The sequence below is a fragment of the Streptomyces sp. NPDC044106 genome (assembly GCF_056433985.1).
Map to the genome: position 1 here is coordinate 39,800 of NZ_JBWKFZ010000010.1, position 12,163 is coordinate 51,962.

The following is a 12,163-nucleotide window of genomic DNA, read 5'->3' on the forward strand; positions in this document are numbered from 1 at the left end:
GAGGAAGGCACGCCGCCGCACGTGAGGGACACACGAGAGAGCCGGCTGCTTCTGGTGCTGCTGGTAGCCATCGCGTTCGCTTTGATCACGGTGGACATCCGCGGTGGTGAGGACTCGCCGGTCGACGGTGCCCGCAGGACCGCCGCGACGGTGTTCGGTCCGGTCGAGGAGGGGATGTCCTCCGCCGTCGACCCGATCGGGAACGCCATCGGCGCGGTGCGCGACTCCGGAGAACGCCACAACCGCATCGCCGAACTGGAGCGGCAGAACGCCGCCCTGAAGGCGAAACTCGGCAGCGACGACCGCAACCGCAGCCGTGTGCAGCAGCTCGACAGCATGCTGAAGAAGGCCGGCGCGGGGCAGTACGGCATCAAGGGCGCCGAGGTCATCGGGATAGGAGCGGCCCAGGGCTTCTCCTGGACCGTCACCATCGACGCCGGCGCCAACGACGGGATCAAGCGCGACATGACCGTCCTGAACGGCGAAGGCCTGGTCGGCCGCGTCACCACGGTCGGCCCGAGCACCGCGACCGTCCTGCTCGCCAACGACCCCGACTTCACCGTCGGCACCCGCATGGAGAAGACCGACGAACTCGGCTTCGCCACCGGCCAGGGCGACCGTCCGCTCTCCGTCCAGCTGCTCAACGGCAAGGCCAAGGTCAAGAAGGGCGACCGCCTGGTCACCTTCGGCTCGCGCAAGGACAAGCCGTTCGTACCGGGCGTCCCGGTCGGCGAGGTCGTCCGCGTCGACCCCTCGGGCGGTGACCTCACCCGCCGGGTCTACGTGAAGCCGTACGCCGGGTTCACCAGGCTCGACATCGTCGGCGTGGTCGTCGAGGCGCCCCGCGAGGACCCGCGCGACACGGTCCTGCCGAAGAAGCCCGCAAAGCCCAAGCCCACCCCGACGGTGACCGTCACGGCCACCCCCTCGGGACAGCCCCCGGCCGACGGCGCCGACGACGGCAACGAGCAGTAGGAGACCGGACCCATGCGCTTCAACCGAATCCTGCTCTCCACCGCCCTCGTCGTCGTCGCCCTGGTCATCCAGGTCAGCGTCCTGGCCCGGCTCCAACTGCCGGGCGCGGTGCCGGACCTGGTGCTGCTCACCGTCCTCGGCCTCGCCCTCGTCTACGGTCACGTCGGCGGTGCCCTCGTCGGCTTCGGCGCCGGACTCCTGTCCGACCTCGCGCCGCCCGCCGACCACGCCGCCGGGCGGTACGCGCTGGTCCTCTGCGTCGTCGGCTACCTCGCGGGCCTCGCCAAGCCCGACAACGGCCGCCTGCGCTCCGCCACCGGACCGCTCGTCGTGGTCGTCAGCGCCGCCATCGGCTCGACCCTGCTGTACGCGGGCGTCGGCTCCCTCGTCGGGGACACCGCGGCCCGCCATGTCGGCCTGGTCGGCCTGCTGTTCACCGCCGCGCTCTACGACCTGGTGCTCGCGCCCTTCACCGTGCCGCTGATCATCGCGCTCGCCCGGCGCGCCGAGAACGACCCGCTCGGGGAGAACTCACCCGTCAACAAGGCGGCCGACGTCTCCTCCGGCTGGCTCTCCTCCGGCACCGGGCTGAGCATCGGCAACCAGCGCGGCGGCGGCCTGCGGGCCAAGGCAGCCAAGGCCCGGGTCGCCCGCGCCGGCCGTATCAAGGGGGTCAAGCGCCTGTGACGGCGACTCACTTCGCTGACGCACCCAGGGGAGGGAAGAAGTGACCAACATTCCCGAGACGGGCCGGACCCCACGCGTCCAGATCCGTCTCATCGTCATCCAGATCCTCGTGGTCTCCCTCCTGCTCACCCTCGGCGGCCGCCTCTGGTACCTCCAGGTCCGCAACGGCGACGAGTACGCCGAGGAAGCCTCGGGCAACCACGTCCAGCAGGTCGTCCAGCCGGCCACCCGCGGCTCCATCCTGGACGCCCGCGGAGTGCCGATCGCCGACAACGAGACCCGCCTCGTCGTCTCCGCGTCCCGCACGGACCTGATGAAGATGAAGGACGACGGCAAGGCGGTTCTCGCCAAGCTCGCCGACGTCCTCGACATGAAGCCCGAGGACGTCCAGGGCAAGGTCCGCCTCTGTGACGCCAAGACGCCGCAGCCCTGCTGGAACGGCTCGCCGTACCAGCCCATCCCGGTCACCGACGAGGCCACGCCCCGCCAGGCCCTGCAGATCCGCGAGCGCTCCGAGGACTTCCCCGGCATCACCGCCGAGCCCACCGCCGTGCGCCGTTACGCCGCCCCCGGCAAGTCCAACACCGCCCAGGTCCTCGGCTACCTCTCGCCCGTCACCGACGAGGAGATCAAGAAGGCCGAGAACACCTCCTCGCCCTACCTCCGCTCGGACATGGTGGGCCGCTCCGGCCTCGAGCGCACGTACGACAAGCAGCTGCGCGGCAAGGCCGGTGTCACCCGCTACGAGGTGGACAACCTCGGCCGCGTCATCGGCAAGGCCGAGGCGGACGCGGCCAAGCCCGGCGCCAACGTCGTCACCAGCATCGACGCGCGTGTGCAGGCCGTCTCCGAGTACTGGCTGAACGACGCGATGAAGAAGGCCCGCAAGGAGTTCGACAAGAACACCGGGGAGAACTACAAGGCCGACGCGGGCGCCGTCGTCGTCATGGAGAACAAGACGGGACGCGTCGTCTCCATGGCCTCCAACCCGACGTACGACCCGAACGCCTGGGTCGGCGGCATCTCCGGCAAGGACTACACCAGGCTCACCGGCAAGCAGTCGAACTACCCGCTGCTGAACCGCGCCATCCAGGGCCAGGCCGCCCCCGGCTCGATCTTCAAGGTCATCCCGACGACCGCGGCGGTCAACGCGGGCTACGACTTCAACGGCCGCTACCCCTGCCCCAGTTCGTACTCCATCGGCGGCCAGACCTTCCAGAACTACGAGTCCAAGGGCCACGGCTCCATCTCGCTCGGCCAGGCCCTCGAAGTCTCCTGCGACACCGTCTTCTACAAGCTGTCGCACGACCAGTGGCGCAAGGACGGCGGCAACAAGCCGGTGAAGAACCCCAAGGACTGGTTCTACCGGACCGCCCACCAGTTCGGCCTCGGCAAGGAGACCGGCATCGACCTGCCCAACGAGGTATCGGGACGCGTCCCCGACCGCCAGTGGAAGAAGGACTACTGGAAGGCCAACAAGGACGCCTGGTGCAAGCAGGGCAAGAAGAGCGGCGGTGACTACGCCGAGCGCATCGCCTACGAGAACTGCCTCGAAGGCATGAAGATGCGCGCGGGCGACTCCGTCAACTACTCCATCGGCCAGGGCGACACCCTCGTCACGCCGATCCAGATGGCCACGATCTACTCCGCCATCGCCAACGGCGGCACCCTCCACGACCCCACCGTCGGCAAGGCGATCGTCAGCGCCGACGGCAAGCGGGTCGAGGAGATCGCGCCCAAGTCGCACGGCAGGCTGCCGATGGACGCCAAGCTGCAGAAGGACATAGACGGTGCCCTCTCGGACGTCGCCACGCGCGGTACGGCCGCCTGGCGGTTCCAGGGCTGGCCGCAGAAGAAGATCCCGATGCACGCCAAGACCGGTACCGCGGAGGTCTACGGCAAGCAGACCACCTCGTGGTTCGCGACGTACACCAAGGACTACACGATCGTGATGACGATCTCCCAGGGCGGTACGGGTTCCGGTGCGTCGGGACCCGCCGTCCGCCAGATCTACAACGCGATCTACGGCCTGGACGACGACGGCAAGCAGGACATCAAGAAGGCACTCCTGCCCGAACCGCAGAAGAAGCTGCCGAAGATCGAGACCGACGGCTCCATCGACTCCCCGGAGATCAAGCCGTACAAGCCCCGGGCGCCCAAGCCGCCGGCCGAGCAGCAGCAGCTGGCCGGGGCCCCGGCCGAGAACTGGAGGCGTGACTGATGACCGCCGGCGGCTTCTCCGTCTCCGGGTACGGCCCGGAGCGTTCCGGCATGTCGCGGATGCTCGCCCGCGACTCGATACTGCGCCGGCTCGACTGGCCCATGCTGTTCGCGGCGATCGCGCTCTCCGGGATCGGCACCGCGCTCGTCTACTCCGCGACCCGCAACCGCACCGAGCTCGTCGGCGACGACCCGTGGTCCTTCGCGCTCAAGCACGTCCTGAACACCGGCATCGGCTTCGCCCTGATGATCGGCACCGTCTGGCTCGGCCACCGCACGCTGCGCACGGCCGTGCCGATCCTCTACGGCATCTCCGTCTTCCTGGTCCTGCTCGTCCTCACCCCGCTCGGCGCGACGATCAACGGCGCGCACGCGTGGATCGTGCTCGGCGGCGGCTTCTCGCTGCAGCCCTCCGAGTTCGTGAAGATCACGATCATCCTGGGCATGGCGATGCTGCTCGCGGCCCGCGTCGACGCGGGCGACCGGGAACATCCCGATCACCGCACGGTCGTGCAGGCGCTCGCCCTCGCCGCCGTGCCGGTCGCGATCGTGATGCTCATGCCGGACCTCGGTTCGGTCATGGTCATGGCGATGATCGTCCTTGGTGTGCTGCTCGCATCCGGCGCCTCCAACCGCTGGGTGTTCGGCCTGCTCGGCGCCGGCGTCGCCGGTGGCGTCGCCATATGGCAGCTCGGCGTCCTGGACGACTACCAGATCGCCCGCTTCGCCGCCTTCGCCAACCCCGCGCTCGACCCGGCGGGCGTCGGCTACAACACCAACCAGGCGCGCATCGCCATCGGCTCCGGCGGCCTGACGGGCACCGGCCTGACCAAGGGCTCCCAGACCACCGGCCAGTTCGTCCCCGAGCAGCAGACGGACTTCGTCTTCACGGTCGCGGGCGAGGAGCTCGGGTTCCTCGGCGCGGGCGCGATCCTGCTCCTGCTCGGCGTCGTCCTGTGGCGCGCCTGCCGCATCGCGCGCGAGACGACCGAGCTGTACGGCACGATCGTCGCCGCCGGGATCATCGCCTGGTTCGCCTTCCAGGCCTTCGAGAACATCGGGATGACCCTCGGCATCATGCCGGTCGCGGGCCTTCCGCTGCCCTTCGTCTCGTACGGGGGTTCGTCGATGTTCGCGGTCTGGGTGGCCGTCGGACTACTTCAGTCGATCAAGGTGCAGCGCCCCATGTCGGCCTGAGCGAGGACGCCGGACCGTCCGAGGCATGTTTGCCGCCGCGTTTCGCGTCTAGATTCAATCCATGGCGGAGACGAAGCGCGAGATCGAGCGGAAGTACGACGTCGGGGCGGACGCGACGCTGCCCGACCTGTCCGGCGTCCCCGGGGTCGCGGACGTCGTCGACAGAGGCGTCGTCGAACTGGACGCCGTCTACTGGGACACCGCCGACCAGCGCCTGGCGGCCGCCTCGAGCACGCTGCGGCGGCGCACCGGCGGCCCCGACGAGGGCTGGCACCTGAAACTCCCGGTGTCGCTCGCCGACGGCGTACGGGACGAGATCCACGCCCCGCTCTCGGACACGGTGCCGCCCGCCCTCGCCGCACTCGTGCGCTCCCGGGTGCGCTCGGCCGAACTGGTCCCCGTCGTCCGTCTGCTGTCCGCGCGGACCCTGTGCCACCTCCTCGACGCCCAGGGCGCCCTGCTCGCCGAGGCCAGCGTCGACCGGGTGCTCGCCGAGCGGCTCGCCGGGGACGCCGGCACCGTCGAGTGGACCGAGGCCGAGGTCGAACTGGCGGACGGCGGCGACCCCGCGCTCCTCGACAAGGTCGAGAAGAAGCTCAAGAAGGCGGGCGCGCGGCGCTCCTCGTCCCCGTCGAAGCTGGCCAGGGCGCTCGCGAGCACCGAGCAGCGGGAACACACCGGGAAGAAGGCCGGCAAGAGCGAGGCCGTCGCCGATGCGGTGCACGAGGCCGCGGGCGAAGGAGCAGGGAGCGCCGGTGACCACGTCCTCGGCTACCTCCGCGCCCAGCGCGACGCGCTCGTCTCGCTCGACCCCGCCGTCCGCCGCGACCTGCCCGACGCCGTGCACCAGATGCGCGTCGCCACCCGCCGGATGCGCAGCGCCTTCAAGTCGTACGGGAAGATCCTCGACCGCACGGTCACCGACCCCCTGGGCGATGAGCTCAAATGGCTCGCGGCCGGGCTGGGCGTCGCCCGCGACCAGGAAGTCCTCGCCGAGCGGCTCGGCGCCCGCATCGGCGCGCTGCCCGAGACCCTCCTCCTCGGTCCGGTGCGCGGGCGGCTGCGGATCTGGGACGTCGCCAGGAGCACCGACGCCCGGCGCGGCGCGCTCGCCGCCCTCGACAGCGAGCGCTACCTCACCCTCCTGGACACTCTCGACGCCCTGCTCGCCGCGCCCCCACTGCGCCCCGCCGCGGCCAAGGCGCCCGCGAAAGCGCTGCCCAAGGCCGCCCTCAAGGACTACGCCCGGCTGGCCACCCGTATCGACCACGCCCTGGAGCTGCCCCCGGGCCCCGCGCGCGACGTCGCCCTGCACGCCGCCCGCAAGGCCGCCAAGCGCGCCAGGTACGCGGGCGAGTCGGCGGTGCCCGCGCTCGGCAGGCCCGCCAAGCGGTTCGCCAAGCGGATGAAGGCCGTGCAGAGCCTCCTCGGCGACCACCAGGACAGCGTGGTCGCGCGCGAGGCGCTGCGGGCCCTGGCGATCCAGGCGCACCTGGCCGGGGAGTCCGCCTTCACCTGGGGACTTCTGTACGGCCAGGAGGAGGCGGCGGGCGCGGACCGGGAGCGGGAGCTGCCGGGGGAGTGGGCCGCGGCCTCCCGGGCGAAAGTGCGGGCGGCGCTCGGCGGGTGAACACCGGGGTACGCTTGATGGTCACCCCTGCCCGCTCATGAAGGTTCGCGATGTCTGCCGAGTCGGTCTTCCCACAGCTCGAAGCTCTGCTCCCGCATGTGCAGAAGCCCATCCAGTACGTCGGCGGTGAGCTGAACTCCACCGTCAAGCCGTGGGATTCCTGCGACGTCCGCTGGGCGCTCATGTACCCGGACGCGTACGAGGTCGGACTGCCCAACCAGGGCGTCCAGATCCTCTACGAGGTCCTGAACGAGCGCGAGGGCGTGCTCGCCGAGCGCACCTACAGCGTCTGGCCGGATCTGGAGGCCCTGATGCGCGAGCACCGGGTGCCCCAGTTCACGGTCGACTCGCACCGCCCCGTCGGCGCCTTCGACGTCTTCGGTCTCAGCTTCTCCACCGAGCTCGGCTACACCAACATGCTGGCCGCCCTGGACCTCGCGGGCATCCCGCTGGAGTCCAAGGACCGCACCCTGGACGACCCGATCGTCCTCGCGGGCGGCCACGCCGCCTTCAACCCCGAGCCGATCGCCGAGTTCATCGACGCCGCGATCATCGGCGACGGCGAGCAGGCCGTGCTCGACATGACGGGGATCATCCGCGCCTGGAAGGCCGAGGGCCGCCCCGGCGGACGCGAGGAGGTCCTCTTCCGCCTCGCCAGGACCGGTTCGGTCTACATCCCGGCGTTCTACGACGTCGAGTACCTCCCCGACGGCCGCATCGGCCGCGTCGTCCCCAACCGCAGCGGCGTGCCGTGGCGCGTGTCCAAGCACACCGTCATGGACCTCGACGAGTGGCCCTACCCCAAGCAGCCCCTCGTGCCGCTCGCCGAGACCGTCCACGAGCGGATGTCCGTGGAGATCTTCCGCGGCTGCACCCGCGGCTGCCGCTTCTGCCAGGCCGGCATGATCACGCGCCCCGTGCGGGAGCGAAGCATCACCGGCATCGGCGACATGGTCGAGAAGGGCCTGAAGGCGACCGGCTTCGAGGAGGTCGGCCTGCTCTCGCTCTCCTCCGCCGACCACAGCGAGATCGCCGACGTCGCCAAGGGCCTCGCCGACCGGTACGAGGAGGACAAGATCGGCCTGTCCCTCCCCTCGACCCGCGTCGACGCGTTCAACGTGGACCTCGCCAACGAACTGACCAGGAACGGCCGCCGCTCCGGCCTCACCTTCGCCCCCGAGGGCGGCAGTGAGCGCATGCGCAAGGTCATCAACAAGATGGTGTCCGAGGAAGACCTCATCCGCACCGTCGCGACCGCGTACGGCAACGGCTGGCGCCAGGTGAAGCTGTACTTCATGTGTGGCCTGCCCACCGAGACCGACGACGACGTCCTGCAGATCGCCGACATGGCGATGAACGTCATCCAGAAGGGCCGCGAGGTCTCCGGCTCGAACGACATCCGCTGCACGGTCTCCATCGGCGGCTTCGTGCCCAAGCCGCACACGCCGTTCCAGTGGGCCCCGCAGCTCTCCGCCGAGGAGACCGACGCCCGCCTGGAGAAGCTCCGCGACAAGATCCGCGGCGACAAGAAGTACGGCCGCTCCATCGGCTTCCGCTACCACGACGGCAAGCCCGGCATCGTCGAGGGCCTGCTCTCGCGCGGCGACCGCCGCATCGGCGCCGTCATCCGCGCCGTCTACGAGGAGGGCGGCCGCTTCGACGGCTGGCGCGAGCACTTCAGCTACGAGCGCTGGATGCGGTGCGCCGAGAAGACGCTGCCCGAGGTGGGCGTCGACGTCGACTGGTACACGACGCGTGAGCGCACGTACGAGGAGGTCCTGCCCTGGGACCACCTGGACTCCGGCCTCGACAAGGACTGGCTCTGGGAGGACTGGCAGGACTCGCTCGACGAGACCGAGGTCGAGGACTGCCGCTGGACGCCGTGCTTCGACTGCGGCGTGTGCCCGCAGATGGACACGCACATCCAGATCGGCCCGACCGGCAAGAAGCTCCTGCCGCTGACGGTCGTCAAGTAGCCGGACCGGTACCGGAACCGAAGCGCCGAGCAGCAAGCACATGCCGCGACTCGCCCTGCCCACCGCCCAGGTGCACCGCTCCTACATCGCCGCGATGGAGGAGTTCCGGGCCGAGGGGCAGGGCGGGCCCGGCGACGACACGACGCTCGGCAGCACCCTGCGCCACTACGGCGCACGCTGGCGGGACCCCGCGGTCTTCGCGTCGTACGTCGCCGAGGTCCGCGCCGCCGCCTATCCCGCCGAGCCCCTCGCCGTCCCCGTCACGACCCTCTGGTACGTCGAAGGCGCCGACTACCTCGGCCGCATCACCATCCGGCACACCGTCGCCACCCGCTTCCTGCGCGAGTACGGCGGGCACATCGGCTACGAGGTCCGCCCCACCGCCCGCCGCCGCGGCCACGCCACCGACATGCTCCGCGCCTGCCTCCCGTACGCCGCCGGACTCGGCCTGGAATCCGTCCTGGTCACCTGCGACACCGACAACACCGGTTCCCGCAAGGTCATCGAGGCCGCGGGCGGCACGTTCGAGGACGAGCGGGGCGGCAAGCTCCGGTACTGGATCGGGACCGGCCGCATCCGAACCGACGCCTCGCGCGTCTAGGACTACATGGACCTCGAGAAACGGCCCCCGCGGCCCGCCGAGCACGTGGCCGCCCAGCCACCCGCGACCGCGCGGCCGCAGCCCGAGGGCTGTCTCGCCGTCGCGATCCGCATCCCGGTGCGGATCGTGGTGCTCGTCCTTGTGGTGCCCGTACGCCTGGTGTGGGACGCGCTCGCCGTATCCGGCCGCTTCCTGTACCGCACCGCGCTGCGCCCGCTCGGACGCGGCATCGCCGCCGTACTGACCTGGCTGCTCAAGGCGGTCTTCGTCTGGCCGTGGGTGGGCCTGTGGCGGTACGTGGTGGTACCGGTGGGTCTCGGGCTCGCCTGGCTGGGCCGGACGCTGATCGGCATCCCCGCGAAGTGGCTCTACGCGCGCGTGCTGACCCCGATCGGGCACGGCATCGCCTGGCTCGGGCGGGGCGTCGCCGCCGGGGTGCTCGGCATCGGCGCGGGCCTGGCCTGGCTGGCCCGTGTCCTGCTCGTCGTGCCCGCCGGATGGCTCTACGCGCGCGTGCTGACCCCGATCGGGCACGGCATCGACTGGCTCGCGCGGGCCATCGGCACGGGCGCCGCCGCGGCCGGACGCGGCATCGGCCTCGTCCTGCTCTGGCTGTTCAAGGCGGTCTTCGTCTGGCCGTGGGTGGGCCTGTGGCGGTACGTGGTCGTGCCGGTGGGTCTCGGGCTCGCCTGGCTGGGCCGGACGCTGATCGTCGTGCCCGCGATGTGGCTCTACGCGCGCGTGCTGACGCCCGTCGGGCACGGCATCGCCTGGACGGCCCGCGGCATCGGCGCGGGGATCGCCTGGCTGGCGCGCGGCCTGTGGACCGTCGTCACCACGCTGGGCCGCTGGATCTTCGTCGTACCGGCCGCCGCCCTGTGGCGGTGGGTGCTCGCGCCCGTCGGCCGGGCGGTCGCCGTCGTCGCCCGTGAGATCGGCGACGCGCTCGGCCACGCCTGGCGTGTCGCCGGTCACATCTCCCTCGTCGTCGGCCGCTTCCTCGGCAGGCTCCTCCGGTGGATCTTCGTCGAACCGGTGCGGTGGGTGTACCGGACGGTGCTCACACCCGTCGGGCACGTGATCCGCGACGCGGTGTGGCGCCCCGCCGCCGAGGCCGCCCGCAGCGTCGGCCGCACGACGCGGCAGGCCCTCGCGTCCGCGCGGGAGAGCGTGCGCCAGGCCCGGGCCGATGTGCGGCGGATGCTGTTCGGGGTACCGAAGGAAGCGGTGCCCGTGGCGGTTCCGGTGGCCCGACGGGAACCGGACACGCCGACGGCACGTACTCTAGGTAGCAGTACGACCGCACTCACGAAGGACTGAGAGAACTGGGCAAGCGACAGCCCGTAGGCCCGCCGCCCGCACCCGCGGTGCAGCGCATCCGACTGCGTTACACCAAGCGCGGCCGCCTCCGGTTCACCAGCCACCGTGACTTCCAGCGCGCCTTCGAGCGTGCGCTGCGCCGCGCCGAGGTGCCCATGGCGTACTCGGCGGGGTTCACCCCGCACCCGAAGGTGTCGTACGCCAATGCCGCACCCACCGGCACGGGCAGTGAAGCCGAGTACCTGGAGATCGCGCTCACCGCGCCCCGCGACCCGGAGAAGCTGCGGGAGCTCCTCGACGAGTCGATGCCCGCAGGGCTCGACATCGTCGACGCCGTCGAGTCCCACACCTCGGGACTGGCCGACCGGCTGACGGCGTCCGTCTGGGAACTGCGCCTCGACGGCGTGGAGCCCGCGGAGGCCGAGCGCGCCGCCGAGCTCTTCGCCGCCGCCGAGCAGGTCGAGGTCCAGCGCCGCACCAAGAACGGCATGCGCACCTTCGACGCACGCGAGGCCGTCGTGAGCCTGGCAACGGTCACCGACGGTGAACCGATCGCTTCCGACGCTGATAGGCCGACCGACAAGCCCTGTGCGATACTGCGGCTGGTTGTTCGGCACGTGACACCTGCCGTACGACCTGACGACGTCCTGTCCGGTCTCCGAGCTGTGGCCGACCTGGCGCCGCCGGTCCCCGCAGCGGTGACCAGGCTGGCGCAGGGGCTTTTCGATGAAGAGACCGGCACGGTGACCGACCCGCTCGCGCCCGACCGCGAGGCAGTAACGGCCGCATCACCCATGGCCGCCGTACCTGCCGCCGCGAAGGCGCCGGTGCCGGAAGGCCCCCGTTAGGGACGTACGTCAAGCGCAGCCCTGGTACTCGGGAGCCACCTGGGTCGGGCAGCGCACTGACCGAGACTTTCGCCAGGCCGTCCGCATTTGGGCGTACGGAACCGGCGAGACAAGACAGAGAGCTCCCGTGCGGCGCCCACGCCCCCGGATGGCGGCCCCGCGCATCTAGCGCGAGCCGCGGACATCACGGACCAGGCGCGGCGCCCGGGAGCGTGACGGGAGAACCGCCCGCATGCTTGAGCCGACCGACCCCACTGAGGGCTCGCAGAACAACACCCCGAGCGACACGCTGCCGCCGCGCCGCAGGCGCCGCGCCGCATCGCGTCCCGCGGGCCCGCCGACGGGCGCCGCCGAAGCCGCGGCTCCGGCCATACCGGCCACCCCCGCCGCCCAGGACACAGCAGAGGTCGAAGAGACCGAAGAGAGCGAAGTGCTCGCGGAGACCACCGGGGCTCCGACGCCCGTCGCCGAGCCGGAGCCCGAGGCCGCCCCGGCCCCGCGCCGCCGCCGCGCGACCCGCCGCGCCTCCGCGCCCGCCGGTACGCCGCAGGCCGCCGAGGTGACGGAGCCCGCCGCCGAGACCCCCGCGCCCGCCGTGGCGGAGCAGGAGCCCGCCGAGGAGGCCGCACCCGCCCCGCGCACGCGCCGCCGTGCGACCCGCCGCGCCTCCGCTCCGGCCGGTGCGCCCCAGGCCGCAGCCGAGGAGAAC

Annotated in this window: 9 protein-coding genes and 1 pseudogene; all 10 read left to right on the forward strand. The window is 71.5% G+C overall.

Going from position 1 to position 12,163, the window contains the following annotated elements:
- The first annotated feature begins 21 nt into the window (after positions 1–21).
- Complete coding sequence (gene mreC / locus AC07DI_RS19235; protein ID WP_478905331.1) at positions 22–975, forward strand: rod shape-determining protein MreC; 954 nt, start codon at positions 22–24, stop codon at positions 973–975.
- A gap of 12 nt (positions 976–987) precedes the next feature.
- Positions 988–1,662, forward strand: a complete 675-nt coding sequence (gene mreD, locus AC07DI_RS19240) for a rod shape-determining protein MreD (protein WP_384257527.1) — start codon at positions 988–990, stop codon at positions 1,660–1,662.
- A 40-nt stretch (positions 1,663–1,702) separates the two neighbouring features.
- Complete coding sequence (gene mrdA, locus AC07DI_RS19245; protein ID WP_478905332.1) at positions 1,703–3,883, forward strand: penicillin-binding protein 2; 2,181 nt, start codon at positions 1,703–1,705, stop codon at positions 3,881–3,883.
- On the forward strand, positions 3,883–5,079 hold the full coding sequence (gene rodA / locus AC07DI_RS19250) for a rod shape-determining protein RodA (protein ID WP_478905333.1): 1,197 nt from the start codon (positions 3,883–3,885) through the stop codon (positions 5,077–5,079). The genes mrdA and rodA overlap by 1 nt, the downstream gene beginning before the upstream one ends.
- Positions 5,080–5,140: 61 nt before the next feature.
- Complete coding sequence (locus AC07DI_RS19255) at positions 5,141–6,709, forward strand: CYTH and CHAD domain-containing protein (RefSeq protein WP_478905334.1); 1,569 nt, start codon at positions 5,141–5,143, stop codon at positions 6,707–6,709.
- Between the two features lie 50 nt (positions 6,710–6,759).
- A complete protein-coding gene (locus AC07DI_RS19260; protein ID WP_384257537.1) occupies positions 6,760–8,685 on the forward strand; it encodes a TIGR03960 family B12-binding radical SAM protein in 1,926 nt (641 codons plus the stop codon).
- A gap of 40 nt (positions 8,686–8,725) precedes the next feature.
- Positions 8,726–9,286 (forward strand): GNAT family N-acetyltransferase, encoded by a 561-nt coding sequence (locus AC07DI_RS19265; protein WP_384257540.1) that lies wholly within the window; start codon positions 8,726–8,728, stop codon positions 9,284–9,286.
- A gap of 6 nt (positions 9,287–9,292) precedes the next feature.
- The gene (locus tag AC07DI_RS19270) at positions 9,293–10,606 is read left to right on the forward strand and encodes a hypothetical protein (RefSeq protein ID WP_478905335.1); all 1,314 of its coding nucleotides are present in this window, start codon (positions 9,293–9,295) and stop codon (positions 10,604–10,606) included.
- 47 nt (positions 10,607–10,653) lie between these two features.
- Positions 10,654–11,454 (forward strand): TIGR03936 family radical SAM-associated protein, encoded by an 801-nt coding sequence (locus AC07DI_RS19275; RefSeq protein ID WP_478905336.1) that lies wholly within the window; start codon positions 10,654–10,656, stop codon positions 11,452–11,454.
- Positions 11,455–11,686: 232 nt separating this feature from the next.
- Positions 11,687–12,163: pseudogene (locus tag AC07DI_RS19280) on the forward strand (Rne/Rng family ribonuclease); the annotation flags it as partial.

What these genes read in the sequence shown, in the direction of transcription:
- mreD (WP_384257527.1), top strand. Translation starts at nt 988, where the DNA reads ATGCGCTTCAACCGAATCCTGCTCTCCACCGCCCTCGTCGTCGTCGCC.
- rodA (WP_478905333.1), top strand. Translation starts at nt 3,883, where the DNA reads ATGACCGCCGGCGGCTTCTCCGTCTCCGGGTACGGCCCGGAGCGTTCC.
- AC07DI_RS19255 (WP_478905334.1), top strand. Translation starts at nt 5,141, where the DNA reads ATGGCGGAGACGAAGCGCGAGATCGAGCGGAAGTACGACGTCGGGGCG.
- AC07DI_RS19260 (WP_384257537.1), top strand. Translation starts at nt 6,760, where the DNA reads ATGTCTGCCGAGTCGGTCTTCCCACAGCTCGAAGCTCTGCTCCCGCAT.
- AC07DI_RS19265 (WP_384257540.1), top strand. Translation starts at nt 8,726, where the DNA reads ATGCCGCGACTCGCCCTGCCCACCGCCCAGGTGCACCGCTCCTACATC.
- AC07DI_RS19270 (WP_478905335.1), top strand. Translation starts at nt 9,293, where the DNA reads ATGGACCTCGAGAAACGGCCCCCGCGGCCCGCCGAGCACGTGGCCGCC.